We start from the raw sequence: 17,639 nt of genomic DNA, 5'->3' as shown, positions 1-17,639 counted from the left end.
GAGTCGGCCGGGGCCAGGGGGTTGGCGGCCGGTCATGAGCCGGCTTCCGGCGGGTGGCGAGGGCCCGGCCGGACGGTGGCGCCGGTGAGGACGGCGGCCGCCAACAGGACGTAGACGGCCTGCTGTTCGCCGTCCGGCGCCCAGAGGTGGAGGGTGAGTGCGACCAGCGCGACCCCGAGCGCGGTGCCCAGGCCCCGGGCCATGTTGACCAGCCCGCCACCGGTGCCCGAGGACCTGGCCGGGATGGCGCCCATGATCAGGGCGTTGTTGGCCGGGGTGAAGATGCCCAGGCCCAGGCCGATCAGGGCGAGCAGCGGGGTCAACGGGCCGATGGACAGCGGGAGTACGCACATGGCGGCCAGTGCCGCGGTGCACAGGGCCGCGCCCAGCAGGCAGCGCCGGGCGTCGGTCAGGGCTCGTGGCAGTACCTTGTCCGCGCCGGTCGCGCCGAGCGCAAAGCCGAACGGCAGGGCCGTGAGCACCAGTCCGGCCGACAGCTCGGAGTGGCCGGCCGAGGTGAGGGCGATGGGCACCAGCACCAGCGGGCCGAACAGCACCAGATAGCCGCCCAACGCCCCGGCCAGCCCGGTGCGGACGGATCTGTGGCGCAGCACCGCGAGGTCGATGAGCGGTCGGCGGGCCCGGCGCTGGCGTGCGTTGAAGCCCCGGCCCGCCACCGCGGCGAGGGCGAACAGGGTGAGCACCGCCCAGGTGGGGACGGGGAGTCCGGAGGCCGCGGACATCCCGAGCAGCAGGGCGGTCGTCGCGGTGGCCAGCAGGGCCAGGCCCGGCCAGTCGAACCCCCCGGCGTGGTTGCGGCTGCGGGTGCGGGGCAGCAGGTACTGACCGGCGATCAGCGCGACCACCCCTATGGGCACATTGATGGCGAACACCCAGCGCCAGCCGAGCGTCGCCACCAGGGCGCCGCCGATGGTGGGGCCGAGCGCGAGCCCGAGTGCCTGGGCGGCGGCCTGGATGCCGAGGGCGGTGCGCAGCTTGCCGCGCGGTGCGCTGGTGGCCACCAGGGCGACGCTGTTGGCCTGCAGCATGGCCGCGCCGGTCGCCTGCACCAGCCGGAATCCGATCAGCGCGGCGAGGGTGGGGGCCAGTCCGCAGGCCGCCGAGGCGAGGGTGAAGACCAGGAAGCCGTAGAGGTAGAGGAGTTTGCGCCCGTGCGCGTCCGACAGCTGGCCGGCCGGCACCAGCAGGGCGACCAGGGTGAGCAGATAGCCGAGCGAGACCCATTCGACGGCGGCGAGCGAGGCGCCGAACTCGGTGCGCAGGCTGCCGTAGGTCAAGGTCACGACGCTCGCGTCCAGTTGGCCCATGAACGCGCCCAGGCACACCGTGGCCACCGCCAGCCGCCAGGCGTGCGGGCGCTCTCGTATGCGCTGGGGTCTGGCGCGCTCACGGGTCAGCGGAGCGGCCCAGGAGCGGTGGCCGCGGACCGGGGGCGGTGTCACCTCATGGGGCATGGCTCCCCTTCCCCGCCCGCGGTGTGCCACGGCCCGTCGGAGCGCCGTTCACCAGGGCTTTTCCGATGGCTCCCGGTCACCTTTTCCAGGCTACATCGGTAACAGAAATATTCGCCCACCGATGGGTGACGGGCAGGGGAAGAGGAGGAGGCCGGACCCCTCAGAGGTCCGACGCCCCCGACGGTGTCACATTGGTGTGGTCCACGGCGGCGGACAGCGCCCTGGCGAGCCGTACCCCGTCGTCGACGCCCCAGAAGTGCAGGTAGAACAGCCGGGGTTCCTCCCTCAGGAAGTGGCTGTGCAGGGAGACGACCTTGATGCCGCCGCGCCGGAGCGCCTTGATGACGTGCTGCACCTCCTCGGCCAGCAGCACGAAGTCGCCGTTGGCCGCGGCCCGTCCATTGCCGAGGGCCTGGAAGGCGAGGGCCGTGGTGGCTCCCGACCCCTTGGGGAGCACCCGGCCGTGTTCCGTGATGGTCTCGCGGCGGGCGAAGGTGACCTTGTAGATCTTGCCTTCGGTGCCGCCCCGGATGCCGCCGAAGGCGTCGGTGATGCTCTCGGTGTCCAAGTCCACTTCGTGCCGCTTGAGTTCGGACCAGGCCGGGGTGGCGGTGGCCCGCAGGACCGCCCGAAGTCCCCGGGCCAGGACCGCGGGGTCGGGGCCGATGCCATGGATGTGGGTCCACCAGATGTTGGGCTCGTGGGAGAGCAGGTGCTTGTGGATCGCGGTCTGGCTGAGCCCGTGGGCGTGCACGGCATCGGTCACCCGCTGCAACTCGCCGTCCGTGACAGCCATGTCGCCCATCAGCATCGTCTGGTCGTCGGCGTAGCGGATGAAGGAGATATACGAGCCGATCCCCAGATTGGGGTCGAGGGCGACTCCATAGGAGGACACCTTCAGGTCCCGGCGGGGGAATCCGATCCGGTAGACCGTGTTCCCGGCGATCCGTCCCTTGCCGCGCAACACCTCTCCGACGTCCGTCCAGTCGGACTCGGTGGTGTGCACCGGTTTGATGAGTTCGTCCGGGGCGGGTGGATGCGGGGAGTGGTGGAAGTCCGCCATCCCGGCACCGGCCAGCACCGGGGTCAGCGCGGCGGCGGTCAGCACGCGCCGTCGCGAGGTGGTCGTACGTGGTTCGGTATCCGGTTGTCTGTCACCGGTCATACAAGATCACCTCCATCGATGGTCATGTAACCACGGTCACATTGGCTCGGCCGGGAGGTGTGTGTAGGCCATCGGGTGGCCTGCCGGTACCCGTCCCGGAACGTCCGGAATACGGCGTCGCACGCCCGGGTTTCCGCTCCTGAGCCACACTGGACGACAACCGGAAGCGGGTAGGCGCGCATGAGCAGCACCGTGGAGCTCACCAAGGACAACTTCGACGAGATCGTTTCGGGCAGCGGGTTTGTGCTCATCGACTTCTGGGCCGCCTGGTGCGGGCCGTGCCGGCAGTTCGCACCGGTCTACGAGGCGGCCGCCGAGCGCCATGACGACCTGGTGTTCGGCAAGGTCGACACCGAGGCGCAGCCCGAGCTGGCCGCGGCCTTCGAGATCCGGTCGATCCCGACCCTGATGATCGTGCGGGACAACATCGCGGTGTTCGCCCAGCCCGGCGCGCTGCCCGAGACCGCGCTGGAGGACGTCATCGGCCAGGCCCGGGCCCTCGACATGGACGAGGTACGAGCGTCCGTCGCCCAGGCCGGAGCCCACGGTGAGTGAACTGCTGCTGGTCCGGCACGGCGAGACCGAGTGGAGCAGGACGGGGCGGCACACCGGCTGGACCGATGTGCCGCTGACCGAGCGCGGCCGGCGGCAGGCCGCGGCGCTGCGCCCGGCGCTCGCCGGGCGGCGGTACGGGGCGGTGCTGACCAGTCCGCTGGCCCGTGCGGTACGGACCGCCGAGCTGGCCGGGCTGCCCGATCCCAAGACCGACGACGACCTGCGGGAATGGGACTACGGCGGGTATGAGGGCATCACCACCGCCGAGATCCACCGCAGCCGGCCGGACTGGTTCCTCTTCGACGACGGGGTGGCGCCGGGGCCCGCGGCGCACCCCGGGGAGACGCCCGCGGAGGTCGGGGCGCGGGCCGACCGGGTGCTGGCCCGAATCGGGCCCTGGCTGCGGGACCCGGAGGCCGGCGATGTGGTGCTGGTGGCCCATGCGCACTTCCTGCGAGTGCTGACGGCTCGTAGGCTCGGGCTGCCGCCCTCGGCGGGCGCGCTCTTCCGCCTGGACACCGGCACGGTGAGCCGCATCGGCACGGAGCACGACCGTCCGGCGCTGGTGGCCTGGAACACGGTGCCGTAGGGCGTGTCGGAGCAGGACCGGCCGGGGACGGAAACGGATGATCTGAACATCCGATCGATCTTTGTACCGACCGCCTTCTGGGAGGACCATCGTGGCCACCAACCGCATTGCGCACACGGTTTGGGAGGGTGAGCTGCTGAAGGGCAGCGGCGTCGTCACCTTCGACTCGTCCGGCATCGGGGAGTTCCCGGTCAACTGGCCGTCGCGCGCCGAGCAGGCCAATGGCAGGACCAGCCCGGAGGAGTTGATCGCGGCCGCCCACTCCAGCTGCTTCTCCATGGCGCTGTCCCATGGGCTGACCGGTGCCGGGACGCCGCCGACCCGGCTGGTGACCAAGGCCGAGGTCACCTTTCAGCCGGGTGAGGGCATCACCGGGATCCACCTCACGGTCCGGGGCGAGGTGCCCGGCCTGAACGAGGAGGGCTTCGCCTCGGCCGCCGAGGACGCCAAGAAGAACTGCCCGGTCAGCCAGGCGCTGGCGGGCACGACGATCACGCTGGCCGCCGAACTCGCCTGAGCGCTCAGCGCAGCGTCGCGTGGACGATGAGGTTCTGCACCGGATGGCCGTTGTCGCCCGGGCCGCCCGCACAGGTGATCAGGCGCAGGGCCTTCTGCCCGGTGCCGTCACCGGTCTCCCGGCCCGGGAAGGCGGCCTTGTTGACGGTCTCGGTGCCGGTCTCGGTGCCGGTCACGGTGAAGTGCAGCACCTTGCCGTCGCCGCGCTCGATGTCGATCACGGTGCCCCGGCCGGCCTTGTGCAGATCGTGGAAGACGGCCTCGCCGTCCGGGGCGGCACGGTACCCGATGATCACGGCGGTGCCGGTGGTGCCGGGGAGGGCGCTGCCGGTGTACCAGCCGGCGGTGCCGCCCTTCTCGGGCGGCGGCGTCTGCACGGTCCTGCCCTTGTTCAGGCTCAGGCGGATCAGCGGGCTGTCCACCCCGATGGAGGGGATGCGGACCCGCTGCGGTTCATCGGCGGAGGCCGGGGTGGTGATGGTCCGGGAGGTGTCGGTCTCGCCCAGTGAGCAGCCGGTCAGTACGGCCAGTGCCAGCACCGGGGCCGCCAGGGCGAGGGCGAGGGAGTGCTTGCGGGGCATGGGTATCCGTCCGGGGATCGGGCACGACTGCGTTCACGGTACGAACCGGGGGCGTGCTCCCGCCTCGGGTAAACGGCCATGGTGCCTCCGTCCAAAGGACGAGTCCCCGGCTGATGCGGGACTGGTCCCGCCCGGGGCCGGCCGGGCGTCAGAGGTCGCCGAGCATGCGCTGGAGCAGGTCGCGCAGCGAGGTGCGCTCCGCGTGCGAGAGGCGGGCCAGGGGTTCGCGGGCGAACTTCAGCTCCTCCCGCAGCCGCTCGGCCGTCTCCCGGCCCGCCGCGGTGACGGCGGCCAGCTTGACCCGGCGGTCGTCCGGATCGGGGCGGCGTTCGACCAGGCCACGGGCCTCCAGGCGGTCGACGATGCCGGTGACATTGGACGGCTCGCACTTCAGCCGCTCGGCGATCCGCCGCATGGGCAGCGGCTCGCGGGAGAGCAGTGCCAGCAGGCGGGCCTGGGCGCCGGTGAGGGAGTGCCGGTCCGCGGCCTGCTCGTACTCCTCGTGGTAGCGCGCCACCACGGTGGCGACGAGCTCGACCACTTCCAGGGTCAGGGGATCGGTACGGGGCGCCATGGGAAACAGGATACCCCGTTGCTTGACAACGTGAAATATCGAAGAGCATGGTTGTTTCAGGTAATGAAGCATTATTGAGGAGGTCGTGTCCTTATGTCCACAATGTCCGCAACGCCCGCCACCGGCCGCGCCTGGCACCTTGTCGCCCGCCCGCACGGCTGGCCCAGGCCCGAGGACTTCGCGCTGCGCGACAACCCCGTGGCCGAGCCCGGCGAGGGGCAGATCCTGGTCCGCAACCTCCATATGTCGGTCGACCCCTATATGCGGGGCCGGATGAACGACACCCATTCATATGTCCCGCCCTTCCAGCTCGACCGGCCGATGACCGGCGGCGCGATCGGCGAGGTCCTCGCCTCCCGGGCCGAGGGCTTCGCGGCCGGCGACCACGTCCTGCACGACTTCGGCTGGCGGGAGTTCGCCGTCTTCGACGCCCGGCACGCGACCAGGGCCGACGCCGGCGCCGTGCCGCTCTCCGCCTACCTCGGCGCGCTCGGCATGCCGGGCCTGACCGCCTATGCGGGCCTGCTCGAGGTCGCCTCCTTCCGCGAGGGCGACGCCGTCTTCGTCTCCGGCGCCGCGGGCGCGGTCGGCAGCCAGGTCGGCCAGATCGCCAGGCTCAAGGGCGCGTCCCGGGTCATCGGCAGCGCGGGCTCCGACGAGAAGGTGCGGCGCCTGGTCGAGGAATACGGCTTCCACGCCGCCTTCAACTACAAGGACGGCCCGGTCGCCGAGCAGCTGGCCGAGGCCGCGCCCGACGGCATCGACGTCTACTTCGACAACGTCGGCGGCGAACACCTGGAGGCGGCCATCGCCGCCCTCAAGCTGCACGGCCGCGTCACCCTGTGCGGCGCGATCGCCCAGTACAACGCCACCGAGCCGACGCCCGGCCCGCGCAACCTGGCCCTCGCCATCGGCAAGCGGCTGCGTCTGCAGGGCATGCTCGTCACCGACCACCAGGCGCTGTTCCCGCGGTTCGCCGAGGAGGTCGGCGGCTGGATCCGCTCCGGCGAGCTGAAGTACGACGAGACCGTGGTGCACGGCATCGAGAACGCCGTGGAGGCCTTCCTCGGGCTGCTGCGCGGCGACAACACCGGCAAGATGATCGTCAGCCTCGGCGACTGACTTCCTGGAAATACCCCCCCGGAAACAGGAGAACCACCATGTCCATCCAGTCCGTGGATGTCCTCTACACCGCCGTCGCCACCGCCGAGAACGGCCGTGACGGCCGCGTCGCCAGCGACGACGGCAAGCTCGACGTCGTCGTCAACCCGCCCAAGGAGCTGGGCGGCAGCGGTGCGGGCACCAACCCCGAGCAGCTGTTCGCGGCCGGTTACAGCGCCTGCTTCCAGGGCGCGCTGGGCGTGGTCGCCCGCCAGGAGAAGGCCGACATCTCCGGCTCGACGGTGACCGCCGAGATCGGCATCGGCAAGATCCCGGGCGGCGGCTTCGGCCTGAAGGTCGCCCTCTCGGCCCGGATCCCCAACGTCGACGAGGCGACCGCCCGCGCGCTGCTGGAGAAGGCCCACCAGGTGTGCCCGTACTCCCACGCGACCCGTGGCAACATCGAGGTCACCCTGAACGTGGCCTGAGGGTGTCCGCGGCCACCGTGAGCAGGGAGGGCGGCGCCCCGCAGGCCCGGTGCGAGCTTGGCGATTCTCATGGGACGGAATGAAACCACCGGTATTGGAATAACGGTAGAACGCCGTCAAGCCCCTTTGTAGGAAGGCGAATTCCGGCCACAATGGCGATATGGTCATAGCCGGGTTCACCTCAGCGCAGCACCTCATACCCGCCGCGTTTCCCGCTCCGCCACCGCTGTTCGGCCTGAGAAGCGGCCAAGACATCCGGCAGTTCACCGAGTTGGGCCTCGCCCTGCTGTTCTCCTCGCTCATCGGCCTGGAGCGCGAGTGGCGGCAGAAGAGCGCGGGGCTGCGCACCCACACCCTGGTCGGGGTGGGCAGCGCGCTGTTCATGGAGGTCTCGATGCACGGCTTCGGCGCCGTGGTCGGACAGCCCGGCACCGATCTGGACCCCTCCCGGGTGGCCGCGCAGATCGTCTCGGGCATCGGCTTCATCGGCGGCGGCCTGATCTTCGTCCGCCGGGACGCGGTACGCGGCCTGACCACGGCGGCGACCATCTGGCTGACCTGCGCGGTCGGCATGGCCTGCGGCGGCGGGCTGCCGCTGCTGGGCGCCGCCGCGACCGTGGTGCACGTCCTGGTGGTGCGGGGCTTCCCGCACATGGCCCGGCGGCTGGTGCCGGCGCCGGCCGTCGGACGGGTCGAGCTGAGACTGTCCTACCGCACCCGCCGGGGGCTGCTGGGGCGGGTGCTGGAGCTGTGCACCCAGCGCGGCTTCCGGGTGACGGGCGTGCACATCGAGTCCGAGGCCCAGGAGAAGGGAAAGGCCAAGGAGGCCGATGTGGTGCTGAGCCTGGAGGGCAGGGCATCCGCGCACCCGCTCGTCGAGGAGCTGACCGACTGGGACGGCATCCTCGGCGTGGGGCTGAGCGCACACCGGGACAGCACGGAGTAACTCGCTTATGGGAAAGGCGCGTTCATCGGCTACCGTGCAGGGCAGGCAGGGGTGGGGCGACCTGACGGGCCGCACCCCTGCCCCGCCGCGCTACCGCTCCGCGGTGATCCGCCGGTAGGCCAGCTCGGCCAGCTCCCGCTGGCCCTTCTTGTTGGGGTGGAACCAGTCCCAGCGGCTCAACTGCTCGCCGGTGAAGCCGTACCCGTGCACCGAGCCGCCGTCATAGCGGCACAGCGCGTCCCGCCCGCAGACCTCCTTCAGGGCCGCGTTGTACTCGCCGACCCGCCGGTCCACCCGCTCGCGCCGGTCCTGCGCGGCCGCGTCCTGCGCCTCGGCGTCCCGCAGCATGGACGGGCAGATCCCCAGCTTCCACACCTGCCGGTTCAGGGAGTTCTTGCTCCCCTCCGACCACAGCCGTTTGAGGTCCGGCACGCTCGCCACATACACCTGGGTCTTCGGCAGCGCCCGGCGGAGCTCCTTGAGGGACCGTTCGAAGTCGGCGCGGTAGCTGCTCACCGGCGTCATGTCGGCCACCTCGGTGCGGCAGGCGTCGTTGGCCCCGAGAAGCACGGTCACCAGCTGCGGCCGGTCCGCGATCGCCGAGCGCATCTGGCCCGGCAGGTCCGCCATCCGGGCGCCGGTCTCGGCGTGGTTCCAGCTGTTGCCCCCGGGGGACGGCAGCAGCCGGGCGGCCAGGCTGTTCACCTTGGTGCCGGTGGCCCAGGAGACCTCCGGACAGTCGGAGAGCACGGAACAGGCGTTGAAGCCACGGGTGATGGAGTCGCCGAGGGAGGCCATCGACCGCGGGTGGGTGTTCCAGGCGGGCTTGGGGACCGCCTTCGGCGCGGTGGCCCCCTTCGCTCCGTCCGTACGGTCGTCGCAGCCCGCGAGCAGCAGCGTCGCCGAGAGCGCCGCCACCGTGGCCCGGGCGGCCCAGTACCGCCGCCCCCTGCTGGTGCGCATGGACTTCCCCCTCCGGCCGGGTGATATCTGTCCGGGACCGACGGTACGTCACTGCGCGGACCTCGGTGCACGATAGCTTTTCCCCGGGGCGGGCCGAGCCGGCCCGGGCAGCGTTCGCACTCCGTACCGCCGCATCACAAGACATCAGTTCCTGTCCCTTTTCGGGAGATTTGCCCCCGATGGTGTTTACTGTTGGTCACCTCGCTCGCTGGTGCGGGAGTGGCCATTGGGGCAGAATGTCGGAAGCTGTCCCAGGCGGGACCGGCACAGGTGCGAGGCCGCTGGGGAAGGCGACCCTCGAACCGCACTGGAGGTCCCGGTGACGACACGTGGAGTTCTGTATGTGCACTCCGCGCCGCGCGCGCTGTGCCCGCACGTCGAATGGGCCGTGGCGAGCGTACTGGGCGTGCGCGTCGCCCTCGACTGGATCCGGCAGCCTGCCGCCTCCGGCACCTGGCGGTCCGAATTCTCCTGGCAGGGCCAGGCCGGCACCGCCTCCAAGCTCGCCTCCGCGCTGCGCGGCTGGCACCTGCTGCGCTTCGAGGTGACCGCCGAGCCCTGTGCCACCGCCGAGGGCGAGCGCTACAGCTCCACGCCCGAACTGGGCATCTTCCACGCGGTCACCGGCATGCACGGCGACATCCTCATCCCCGAGGACCGGCTGCGGGCGGCGCTCGGCCGGGCGGCGAGGGGCGAGACGGACCTTGCGGCAGAGGTCGCCAAGCTGCTCGGCAAGCCCTGGGACGACGAGCTGGAGCCCTTCCGCCACGCGGGCGAGGGCGCGCCCGTCCGGTGGCTCCACCAGGTGGTCTGAGCGCGGACTTGACTTCGAGAAGGCTCGAGTACCTACCGTTTGCGCCATGACCGACACCCTTTCCGTAGCCGTACTCGGCACCGGCATCATGGGCGCCCCCATGGCCCGCAACCTCGCCCGCGCCGGCCTGGCCGTACGGGCCTGGAACCGCAGCCGCGAGAAGGCCGAGCCGCTCGCCGCCGACGGAGTGCACATCGCGGACACCCCGGCCGACGCCGTACGGGGCGCCGACACCATCCTGACCATGCTGTACGACGGACCCACCGTGCTCGGCGTGCTGCGCGAGGCCGCCGCCGCGCTGGCGCCCGGGACGGTGTGGATCCAGTCGACGACCGCGGGCCTCGACGGGCTCGACGGGTTCGCCGCCTTCGCCCGCGAGCACGACCTGCTGCTGGTCGACGCCCCGGTGCTGGGCAGCAAACAGCCCGCCGAGCAGGGCGGCCTCACGGTGCTGGCCGCGGGCCCGGAGGCGGTCCGGGCCCGGCTCGCCCCGGTCTTCGACGCGATCGGCTCCCGCACCCTCTGGGCCGGCGAGGACGGGGCCGCCGGCGCGGCCACCCGGCTCAAGCTGGTCGTCAACAGCTGGGTGCTCGCCGTCACGCACGGCACGGCGGAGGCGCTGGCGCTGGCCGACGGGCTGGGCGTGGATCCCGGGCACTTCCTCGAGGCCGTCGCGGGCGGCCCGCTGGACATGGGCTATCTGCGGGCCAAGGCCGGGGTGCTGCTGAACAAGACCCTCACCCCGCCCAGCTTCGCGACCACCACCGCCGAGAAGGACGCCCGGCTGATCGTCGCGGCGGGCGAACGGGCCGGGGTACGGCTCGATGTCGCGGCGGCGGGCGCGGAGCGGTTCCGGCGGGCCGTCGAGCAGGGGCACGGGGGCGAGGACATGGCCGCCTCGTACTTCGCCAGCTTCGACGGAAGTTGATGGGAAGTTGATGCTTCGCTGGCCCGCCCGGTCACCAAGTGACCGGGCGGGCCAGCGAGTTGACGTACGGTCAGACAGTGCGCAGGGCCAGCACCACGTTGTGGCCGCCGAAGCCGAAGGAGTTGTTGACCGCGGCGATGGTGCCCTGCGGGAGCGGACGGGCCTCGCCGCGGACGATGTCCGCGTCGATCTCCTCGTCCAGCTCGTCGATGTTGATGGTCGGCGGCGCCAGCCGGTGGTACAGGGCGAGCACGGTGGCGACGGTCTCGATGCCGCCCGCACCGCCGAGCAGATGGCCCGTCATCGACTTGGTGGCGGAGATCGCCACATGGTCGAGCTCATCGCCCAGCACCCTGCGCAACGCCTTGATCTCCGCGAGGTCGCCCTGCGGGGTGGAGGTGGCGTGCGCGTTGAGGTGCACGACCTCCGAGGGCTTGAGGTCGCTGGAGTCCAGCAGGTTCTGCAGCGCGGCGGCGATGCCGCGGCCGGTGGGCTCCGGCTGCGCGATGTGGTGGCTGTCCGCGGACAGGCCCTGGCCCAGCACCTCGCAGTAGACCCGGGCCCCGCGCCGGGCGGCGTGCTCGGCGGACTCCAGGACGACGACGCCGGAGCCCTCGCCCAGGACGAAGCCGTCCCGGGCCTTGTCATACGGCCGGGAGGCCTGCTGCGGCTCGTCGTTGTTCTTGGACATCGCCATCATGCTGGCGAACGCCGCGACGGGCAGCGGGTGGATGGCCGCCTCGGTGCCGCCCGCGACGACCACATCGGCCCGGCCGGTGCGGATCATCTCGACGGCGTAGCCGATCGCCTCGGCGCCGGACGCACAGGCGCTCACCGGGGTGTGTACGCCCGCCTGGGCGCCCACCTCCAGGCCCACGTTGGCGGCCGGGCTGTTGGGCATCAGCATCGGCACGGTGTGCGGGGAGACGCGGCGGGCGCCCTTCTCCCGGAGCACGTCGTACTGGTCGAGCAGGGTGGTCACGCCGCCGATGCCGGAGGCGATGACGGTGCCCAGCCGCTCGGGGGCGACCGTGGTGTCCTCGCCGGCCTTGGCGGTGTACCCCGCGTCGGCCCAGGCCTCACGGGCCGCGATCAGCGCGAGCTGCGCCGACCGGTCCAGCTTGCGGGTCAGCGGGCGGGGCAGCACGTCCCCCGGGTCCACCGCCGCGACCGCGGCGATCCGGACCGGGAGGTCGGCGAACCGTTCACCCTCCAGCGGCCGTACACCGGAACGCCCGGCGAGCAGCCCTTCCCAGGTTGTTGCGCTGTCGCCACCCAGCGGTGTGGTTGCGCCGATACCGGTGACGACCACGGTGCGATTGGTCGAGTTCACAGGGATTCTGTCTCCACGTGTAGAGGTGCTGGAACCGCCACCGCATGGGTGGCGACAAGCGTTGCGATCAGTCCTGGTGCTTCAGGATGTAGCCGGCGGCGTCGCCGACGGTCTTGAGGTTCTTGACGTCCTCGTCCGGGATCTTCACGTCGAAGCGCTCCTCGGCGGCGACGACCACCTCGACCATGGACAGCGAGTCGACGTCCAGGTCATCGGTGAAGGACTTGTCCAGCTTGACGTCCTCGACGGGGATGCCTGCGATCTCGTTGACGATCTCGGCGAGACCCTCGACGATCTCTTCCTGCGTGGCGGCCATTGCGGCGCTCCTTCGATATTGCGGTGGAACTGCGGTAAGTGAACTGCTGGTGCGGTGAGGCCCCGCACGGCGGCCGGACGACGCCGGACCGTACGGATTCCCGCCTAGGGGAGGGTAACGACCGTCGCGGCGTACACGAGACCCGCCCCGAAGCCGATGAGGAGCGCGGTGTCCCCGCTCTTCGCCGCTCCGGTCGCCAGGAGCCGCTCCATGGCCAGCGGAATGGAGGCCGCGGAGGTGTTGCCCGTGGTCTCCACATCGCGGGCGACGACGACATTCTCCGGCAGCTTGAGCGTCTTGACCATCGAGTCGATGATGCGCAGGTTCGCCTGGTGCGGGATAAACACATCCAGGTCCGCGGCGGCGACCCCGGCCTCGTCCAGCGCCTGCTGGGCGACCTTCGCCATCTCGAAGACGGCCCAGCGGAAGACCGCCTGGCCCTCCTGGGTGATGGCGGGGAAGCGTACCTCGGTCTCCTCGCGGTACATGTCCCAGGGCACGGTCTGCTTGATGACCTCGGACTTGTCGCCCTCCGAACCCCACACGGTGGGGCCGATGGCCGGCTCCTTGGCGGGGCCGACGACCACGGCGCCCGCGCCGTCGCCGAACAGGAAGGCGGTGGAACGGTCGTCGAGGTCCGTCAGGTCCGAGAGCCGCTCGACCCCGACGACCAGGACGTACTCCGCGGAGCCCGCGGTCACCATGCCCTTGGCGAGGGTCAGGCCGTAGCCGAAGCCCGCGCAGCCGGCGGAGATGTCGAAGGCGGCCGGCCGGCCCGCGCCGATCCGGTGGGCGATCTCGGTCGCGATGGCCGGGGTCTGCTTGAAGTGCGACACCGTCGCGACGAGCACGGCACCGACCTCCTCGGGAGCGATCCCGGCATCCGCGATCGCCTTGCCCGCCGCCTCGACGGACATGGTGGCCACGGTCTCGTCGGGGCCCGCCCAGTGCCGGGTGGCGATGCCCGAGCGGGAGCGGATCCACTCGTCGGAGGAATCGATGCGCTTGAGGATCTCCTCGTTGGGCACCACCCGGGTCGGCCGGTAGCCTCCCACGCCCATGATGCGCGCGTAGGGGGCACTCTTGCCGGGCTTGATCTTCGCAGTCATGATCTCGGGCTCCTTACGCGGCCGCGGAATCGGCATCCAGGGTGTGCTCGGCGATCAGCTCACGGGCGGCGTCGAGGTCGGCCGGGGTCTTCAGGGCGAGCGTCTTCACCCCGGGCAGGGCGCGCTTGGCCAGCCCCGTCAGGGTGCCGCCGGGGGCGGCCTCGATCAGCGCCGTGACACCCAGCTCCTTGAAGGTCTCCATGCACAGGTCCCAGCGGACCGGGTTGGCGACCTGGCCGACCAGCCGCGTCACGACCTCCCTGCCGGAGGCGACGACCCGGCCGTCCCGGTTGGAGACATAGCGGGTGTGCGGGTCGGCGGGGACCACCTCGGCGGCCGCGGCCTCCAGGGCCGCCACGGCCGGGGCCATGTGGCGGGTGTGGAACGCGCCCGCCACCTTCAGCGCGACGACCTTGCGGGTGCCCTCCGGCTTGTCCGCGGCCAGCGCCGCCAGCTGCTCGGTGGTGCCCGCGGCCACCACCTGGCCGGCGCCATTGACGTTCGCCGGGGTCAGGCCGAGCTTCTCCAGGTGCGGCAGGACGATCTCCGGATCTCCGCCGAGCAGCGCCGACATGCCCGTCTCGGTGACGGCCGCGGCCTCCGCCATGGCCAGCCCGCGCCTGCGCACCAGCTCCAGGGCGTCCCGCTCGGTGAGCACCCCGGTGAGGGCGGCGGCGGCGAGCTCGCCGACGCTGTGACCGGCGGCGGCACCCACCAGGCGGGAGAAGTCCTCGGTGGCGGGGAACAGCTGCCGTGCCGAGAGCAGGGCGGACGCGACCAGCAGCGGCTGGGCCACGGCGGTGTCGCGGATCTCGTCGGCATCGGCCTTGGTGCCGTAGTGGACGAGATCCAGGTCGATGGCGTCGGACCACTCCCGCAGGCGGTCCTGGGCGCCGGGAAGGTCGAGCCAGGGGGTCAGGAAGCCGGGCGTCTGAGCGCCCTGGCCGGGGGCGACGAGTACGAGCACCCTCACACTCTCTCTCGTGGACGGGTTCGCCCACCCGTGGGGACAGGGACGAAGAACCGTCAGGGGAATTGTTTACGTTCTACAAAAGCCTACGTCGGTCACCCGGCCTCGGCCAGACGCCCGAGAATCAGTGCGATTCGCAGCGTGAAGGCGGAGCGCACATCGGAGGGCGACCAGCCGGTGACGTCCGTCACACGTCGGAGGCGGTATCGCACGGTGTTGGGGTGGACGAACAACATCCGCGCCGCCCCCTCCAGGCTGCTCGCCTGCTCCAAATACACACTCAGCGTCTCCAGCAGGGCGGAGCCCGCTTCCTCCAGCGGTCTGTAGATCTCCTCCACCAGTTGCTGACGGGCCACCGGATCTCCGGCCATCGCGCGTTCCGGCAGGAGATCGTCGGCCAGCACCGGCCGGGGGGCGTCCGGCCAGGCCGAGCAGGCCTTGAGCCCGGCGGCCGCGGACTGCGCGGAGCGCGTGGCCGCCAGCAGGTCGGGAACCACCGGACCGGCCACCACCGGACCGGCGGCGAACGGGCCGATCAGCGCCTTCGCGGCCTGCAGCGGACTCTCCGACCCGCCCGCGATGACCACCAGCCGGCTGCCGAGCACCCCCGTCAGCACCTGGAGCTTGGCGTGCCGGGAGGCCCGCCGGATGGCCTCGACCGTCAGCTCACTGTCCCCGTTCGGCGCCGTGCCCAGCACCACGCACACATGCGAGGGCGAGTTCCAGCCCAGCGCGGCCGCCCGGGACAGCGCCCCCTCGTCGGCCTCGCCCGACAGCACCGCATTGACGACCAGCGACTCCAGCCGGGCATCCCATGCGCCGCGCGCCTCGGCCGCCTGCGCATAGACCTGGGCGGTGGCGAAGGCGATCTCCCGGGCGTAGACCAGCAGCGCCTCGCGCAGCGCCGACTCGTCGCCGGGCGCCGCCACCTCGTCGATCGCGGACTCCATCACCTCGATCGTGGTGCGCACCATCTCCACGGTCTGGCGCAGGGTGATCGCCCGGGTCAGCTCGCGGGGCGCCGTCCCGAAGACGTCCGTACTGATCGCCTGGGGCGTCTCCGGATGCCGGAACCACTCGGTGAAGGCCGCGATACCGGCCTGCGCCACCAGGCCGATCCAGGACCGGTTCTCCGGTGGCATCGCCCTGTACCACGGCAGCTGGGCATCCATCCGGGCGATGGCGGCGGCAGCCAGCGTCCCGGACGACTTCTCCAGGTTGCGCAGGGTGGCGCTGTGCGGGTGCGGGGTGTGAGCGACGGGTTCAGGCACGGGACAAGCCTGCCCTATCCGAGTGCGGCACGGTGGGGGTCCCCCCACGACCGTTCAGGTCTGTGGGGGAGGGCGGGCTACCGTGGGCCGGTGACGTACGTGCAGCGCGCCGCGCGGCGCTTTCGCGGCGGTGACCCGGCGGCCGGGATCGAGACCTGGCACGCGTTCTCCTTCTCCGGCTTCTACGACCCGGACAATGTGCGGTTCGGACCGCTCGCGGCCTGCAACGAGGAACGGCTGGCGCCGGGCGCGGGGTTCGCCGAGCATCCGCACCGGGATGTGGAGATCGTCACCTGGGTGGTCGAGGGCGAGCTCACGCACGAGGACTCCACCGGCCGGGTCGCCGTGGTGCGCCCCGGCGATGTGCAGCGGCTGAGCGCGGGCTCCGGCGTGCGGCACACGGAGCGCAACGCGGGCGAGGCCCCGCTGCGGTTCGTCCAGATGTGGCTGACCCCCTCGGACTTCGGCGGGCCGCCGTCCTACGAGGTGGTGCGGGGCGTCGGGGACGGCGCCTGCTGTCCGCTGTCCGGAGCCGAGGCGGTGCTGCATGTGCGCCGGCCGGAGCGGGGCGCGCGGGTCGCCCTGCCGGGTGCGCCCTGGCTGTACGTACATGTGGTGCGGGGCGCGGTGCGGCTGGGCGGGGAAGTGCTGCGGGAGGGGGACGCGGCCCGGGAGCTCGATGCGATGGACGTCGAGGCCGAGGCGGTCGACGACGCGGAGCTGCTGGTGTGGGAGATGCACGCGGAGCCGCACTTTCCGTGAGGGGAGTGCTTGCGCCCCGGTCCCTCCCTCTCGCCGTTTCCTCCGGGGCTCCGCCCCGGACCCCGAAACCGCGCTCCGCGCGGTTGCCCTCAAACGCCGGACGGGCTGAACTTTCGCGCCCGGCCCGGCACCATCAAGTCCGTCCGGCGCTTGAGGACGAGCGGTGGAGCCGCGACAGGGGCCTGGGGCACAACCCCAGGAAATGGTGAAAGGGCGGGACCGGGGCACACATCCCTAGCTCAGTTCCGCCAGCACCGCATCCGTCAGGCGCGGCCACGCCTCGATCGCCCACGAGCCGAAGGGGCGGTCGGTCAGGGTGATGCACGCCGCCCCCGCATCTGGGTCCACCCAGAGGAACGTCCCCGACTGCCCGAAGTGCCCGAATGTCCGCGGCGAGGACGAACTTCCCGTCCAGTGCGGGGACTTGGCGTCCCGGATCTCGAAGCCCAGCCCCCAGTCGTTGGGCCGCTGATGGCCGTAGCCCGGCAGCACGCCGGTCAGGCCGGGGAAGGCCACCCGCGTCGCCTCGTCCAGCGCGCCGCGCGACAGCAGCCGCGGCGCCTGCAGTTCGGCGGCGAAGCGGGCCAGGTCGGCCACGGTGGAGACGCCGTCCTTGGCCGGTGAACCCGGCAGTTCGGTGGCGGTCATGCCGAGCGGCTCCAGCACCGCCTGGCGCAGATACTCGGCGAACGGGATGTCCGTGGCCTTGGCGAGGTGGTTGCCGAGCACCTCGAATCCGGCGTTGGAGTACAGCCGCCGCGTCCCCGGCTCGGCCATCGCCCGGTGCTCGTCGAAGGCCAGCCCGGAGGTGTGCGCCAGCAGATGACGGACCGTGGCGCCGGCCGGCCCGGCCGGCTCGTCCAGCTCCACCGCGCCCTCCTCGACGGCGATCAGCGCGGCATACGCGGCCAGCGGCTTGGTGACGGATGCCAGCGGGAACCGGTGGCCGACCGGGCCGCGGGCCCCGGCGAGCGTGCCGTCGGCCCGTACCACGGCCGCCGCGGCGGTCTCCACCGGCCAGTTCTCGATCATCCGCAGACTCTCCATGACGATGAGCCTAACCCGCCAAGATTTCCCCAAGGATTGGCTTGCCTGGAGTGCACTCCAACTCCCTAGCGTTGACGTCGTCGCAAGGGCAACGACAAACGGCGCCCGTCATTTGGGACACCAGGGGGATTCGCAT

Annotated in this window: 20 protein-coding genes; 9 read left to right on the top strand and 11 right to left on the bottom strand. The window is 71.7% G+C overall.

Annotation, left to right across the window (positions count from 1 at the left end; all coding sequences use genetic code 11):
- Positions 1-32: 32 nt before the first annotated feature.
- Both ABCR83_RS05330 and ABCR83_RS05325 read right to left on the bottom strand, forming a co-directional pair.
- Positions 33-1,475 (bottom strand): MFS transporter, encoded by a 1,443-nt coding sequence (locus tag ABCR83_RS05330; protein WP_462693610.1) that lies wholly within the window; start codon positions 1,473-1,475, stop codon positions 33-35.
- Between the two features lie 160 nt (positions 1,476-1,635).
- Positions 1,636-2,640, bottom strand: a complete 1,005-nt coding sequence (locus ABCR83_RS05325) for a DUF1259 domain-containing protein (protein ID WP_462693609.1) — start codon at positions 2,638-2,640, stop codon at positions 1,636-1,638.
- A 180-nt stretch (positions 2,641-2,820) separates the two neighbouring features.
- Between ABCR83_RS05325 and trxA the strand changes: the two genes are divergently transcribed.
- The 3 genes from trxA to ABCR83_RS05310 all read left to right on the top strand — a co-directional run bounded on the left by trxA (position 2,821) and on the right by ABCR83_RS05310 (position 4,301).
- A complete protein-coding gene (gene trxA / locus ABCR83_RS05320) occupies positions 2,821-3,195 on the top strand; it encodes a thioredoxin (protein ID WP_462693608.1) in 375 nt (124 codons plus the stop codon).
- Complete coding sequence (locus tag ABCR83_RS05315) at positions 3,188-3,784, top strand: histidine phosphatase family protein (protein WP_462693607.1); 597 nt, start codon at positions 3,188-3,190, stop codon at positions 3,782-3,784. Before trxA ends, ABCR83_RS05315 begins: the two co-directional genes overlap by 8 nt.
- Positions 3,785-3,875: 91 nt before the next feature.
- Complete coding sequence (locus ABCR83_RS05310; RefSeq protein WP_462693606.1) at positions 3,876-4,301, top strand: OsmC family protein; 426 nt, start codon at positions 3,876-3,878, stop codon at positions 4,299-4,301.
- Positions 4,302-4,305: 4 nt separating this feature from the next.
- On the opposite strand, the gene ABCR83_RS05305 is transcribed toward ABCR83_RS05310, so the two are convergent.
- Together ABCR83_RS05305 and ABCR83_RS05300 are read right to left on the bottom strand one after the other, a co-directional pair.
- Complete coding sequence (locus ABCR83_RS05305) at positions 4,306-4,881, bottom strand: sortase domain-containing protein (RefSeq protein WP_462693605.1); 576 nt, start codon at positions 4,879-4,881, stop codon at positions 4,306-4,308.
- A gap of 148 nt (positions 4,882-5,029) precedes the next feature.
- Positions 5,030-5,455 carry a MarR family winged helix-turn-helix transcriptional regulator gene (locus ABCR83_RS05300; protein ID WP_462693604.1) on the bottom strand — a complete coding sequence of 142 codons (426 nt, stop codon included), beginning with the start codon at positions 5,453-5,455 and terminating at the stop codon, positions 5,030-5,032.
- Positions 5,456-5,557: 102 nt separating this feature from the next.
- On the opposite strand from ABCR83_RS05300, the gene ABCR83_RS05295 reads away from it, so the two are divergent.
- The 3 genes from ABCR83_RS05295 to ABCR83_RS05285 all read left to right on the top strand — a co-directional run bounded on the left by ABCR83_RS05295 (position 5,558) and on the right by ABCR83_RS05285 (position 7,990).
- On the top strand, positions 5,558-6,577 hold the full coding sequence (locus ABCR83_RS05295) for an NADP-dependent oxidoreductase (RefSeq protein WP_462693677.1): 1,020 nt from the start codon (positions 5,558-5,560) through the stop codon (positions 6,575-6,577).
- Positions 6,578-6,615: 38 nt separating this feature from the next.
- Positions 6,616-7,044 carry an organic hydroperoxide resistance protein gene (locus ABCR83_RS05290; protein WP_462693603.1) on the top strand — a complete coding sequence of 143 codons (429 nt, stop codon included), beginning with the start codon at positions 6,616-6,618 and terminating at the stop codon, positions 7,042-7,044.
- Between the two features lie 160 nt (positions 7,045-7,204).
- On the top strand, positions 7,205-7,990 hold the full coding sequence (locus ABCR83_RS05285; RefSeq protein ID WP_462693602.1) for an MgtC/SapB family protein: 786 nt from the start codon (positions 7,205-7,207) through the stop codon (positions 7,988-7,990).
- Positions 7,991-8,080: 90 nt separating this feature from the next.
- Here ABCR83_RS05285 and ABCR83_RS05280 read toward each other — a convergent pair whose 3' ends face one another.
- Positions 8,081-8,953 carry an SGNH/GDSL hydrolase family protein gene (locus ABCR83_RS05280; RefSeq protein ID WP_462693601.1) on the bottom strand — a complete coding sequence of 291 codons (873 nt, stop codon included), beginning with the start codon at positions 8,951-8,953 and terminating at the stop codon, positions 8,081-8,083.
- Positions 8,954-9,272: 319 nt separating this feature from the next.
- Here ABCR83_RS05280 and ABCR83_RS05275 point away from each other — a divergent pair, with 319 nt between their 5' ends.
- Together ABCR83_RS05275 and ABCR83_RS05270 are read left to right on the top strand one after the other, a co-directional pair.
- Entirely contained in the window at positions 9,273-9,767 is a 495-nt protein-coding gene (locus tag ABCR83_RS05275) for a DUF3145 domain-containing protein (protein ID WP_462693600.1), read from the top strand.
- Positions 9,768-9,813: 46 nt separating this feature from the next.
- The gene (locus ABCR83_RS05270) at positions 9,814-10,695 is read left to right on the top strand and encodes an NAD(P)-dependent oxidoreductase (protein ID WP_462693599.1); all 882 of its coding nucleotides are present in this window, start codon (positions 9,814-9,816) and stop codon (positions 10,693-10,695) included.
- 70 nt (positions 10,696-10,765) lie between these two features.
- Here the strand turns inward: ABCR83_RS05270 and fabF are convergent, their stop codons facing one another.
- The 5 genes from fabF to ABCR83_RS05245 all read right to left on the bottom strand — a co-directional run bounded on the left by fabF (position 10,766) and on the right by ABCR83_RS05245 (position 15,694).
- Positions 10,766-12,028 (bottom strand): beta-ketoacyl-ACP synthase II, encoded by a 1,263-nt coding sequence (gene fabF / locus ABCR83_RS05265; protein WP_462693598.1) that lies wholly within the window; start codon positions 12,026-12,028, stop codon positions 10,766-10,768.
- A 67-nt stretch (positions 12,029-12,095) separates the two neighbouring features.
- Complete coding sequence (locus ABCR83_RS05260) at positions 12,096-12,344, bottom strand: acyl carrier protein (RefSeq protein ID WP_462693597.1); 249 nt, start codon at positions 12,342-12,344, stop codon at positions 12,096-12,098.
- Between the two features lie 104 nt (positions 12,345-12,448).
- Positions 12,449-13,453 (bottom strand): beta-ketoacyl-ACP synthase 3, encoded by a 1,005-nt coding sequence (locus tag ABCR83_RS05255; RefSeq protein ID WP_462693596.1) that lies wholly within the window; start codon positions 13,451-13,453, stop codon positions 12,449-12,451.
- A gap of 13 nt (positions 13,454-13,466) precedes the next feature.
- Positions 13,467-14,420 (bottom strand): ACP S-malonyltransferase, encoded by a 954-nt coding sequence (locus ABCR83_RS05250; RefSeq protein WP_462693595.1) that lies wholly within the window; start codon positions 14,418-14,420, stop codon positions 13,467-13,469.
- 98 nt (positions 14,421-14,518) lie between these two features.
- Positions 14,519-15,694, bottom strand: a complete 1,176-nt coding sequence (locus tag ABCR83_RS05245; RefSeq protein WP_462693594.1) for a PucR family transcriptional regulator — start codon at positions 15,692-15,694, stop codon at positions 14,519-14,521.
- Positions 15,695-15,784: 90 nt separating this feature from the next.
- Between ABCR83_RS05245 and ABCR83_RS05240 the strand changes: the two genes are divergently transcribed.
- Positions 15,785-16,456 (top strand): pirin family protein, encoded by a 672-nt coding sequence (locus tag ABCR83_RS05240; RefSeq protein ID WP_462693593.1) that lies wholly within the window; start codon positions 15,785-15,787, stop codon positions 16,454-16,456.
- Positions 16,457-16,690: 234 nt separating this feature from the next.
- On the opposite strand, the gene ABCR83_RS05235 is transcribed toward ABCR83_RS05240, so the two are convergent.
- A complete protein-coding gene (locus tag ABCR83_RS05235) occupies positions 16,691-17,503 on the bottom strand; it encodes a serine hydrolase domain-containing protein (RefSeq protein WP_462693592.1) in 813 nt (270 codons plus the stop codon).
- Between the last annotated feature and the right edge of the window lie 136 nt (positions 17,504-17,639).

The organism is Streptomyces xingningensis, assembly GCF_054957865.1.
The sequence above is the reverse complement of the archived record's forward strand: the minus strand, read 5'-3'. Positions and strand labels throughout refer to the sequence as shown.

What these genes read in the sequence shown, in the direction of transcription:
- ABCR83_RS05330 (WP_462693610.1), bottom strand. Translation starts at nt 1,475, where the DNA reads ATGCCCCATGAGGTGACACCGCCCCCGGTCCGCGGCCACCGCTCCTGG.
- ABCR83_RS05325 (WP_462693609.1), bottom strand. Translation starts at nt 2,640, where the DNA reads ATGACCGGTGACAGACAACCGGATACCGAACCACGTACGACCACCTCG.
- trxA (WP_462693608.1), top strand. Translation starts at nt 2,821, where the DNA reads ATGAGCAGCACCGTGGAGCTCACCAAGGACAACTTCGACGAGATCGTT.
- ABCR83_RS05305 (WP_462693605.1), bottom strand. Translation starts at nt 4,881, where the DNA reads ATGCCCCGCAAGCACTCCCTCGCCCTCGCCCTGGCGGCCCCGGTGCTG.
- ABCR83_RS05300 (WP_462693604.1), bottom strand. Translation starts at nt 5,455, where the DNA reads ATGGCGCCCCGTACCGATCCCCTGACCCTGGAAGTGGTCGAGCTCGTC.
- ABCR83_RS05295 (WP_462693677.1), top strand. Translation starts at nt 5,558, where the DNA reads ATGTCCGCAACGCCCGCCACCGGCCGCGCCTGGCACCTTGTCGCCCGC.
- ABCR83_RS05290 (WP_462693603.1), top strand. Translation starts at nt 6,616, where the DNA reads ATGTCCATCCAGTCCGTGGATGTCCTCTACACCGCCGTCGCCACCGCC.
- ABCR83_RS05285 (WP_462693602.1), top strand. Translation starts at nt 7,205, where the DNA reads ATGGTCATAGCCGGGTTCACCTCAGCGCAGCACCTCATACCCGCCGCG.
- ABCR83_RS05280 (WP_462693601.1), bottom strand. Translation starts at nt 8,953, where the DNA reads ATGCGCACCAGCAGGGGGCGGCGGTACTGGGCCGCCCGGGCCACGGTG.
- ABCR83_RS05270 (WP_462693599.1), top strand. Translation starts at nt 9,814, where the DNA reads ATGACCGACACCCTTTCCGTAGCCGTACTCGGCACCGGCATCATGGGC.
- ABCR83_RS05260 (WP_462693597.1), bottom strand. Translation starts at nt 12,344, where the DNA reads ATGGCCGCCACGCAGGAAGAGATCGTCGAGGGTCTCGCCGAGATCGTC.
- ABCR83_RS05255 (WP_462693596.1), bottom strand. Translation starts at nt 13,453, where the DNA reads ATGACTGCGAAGATCAAGCCCGGCAAGAGTGCCCCCTACGCGCGCATC.
- ABCR83_RS05235 (WP_462693592.1), bottom strand. Translation starts at nt 17,503, where the DNA reads ATGGAGAGTCTGCGGATGATCGAGAACTGGCCGGTGGAGACCGCCGCG.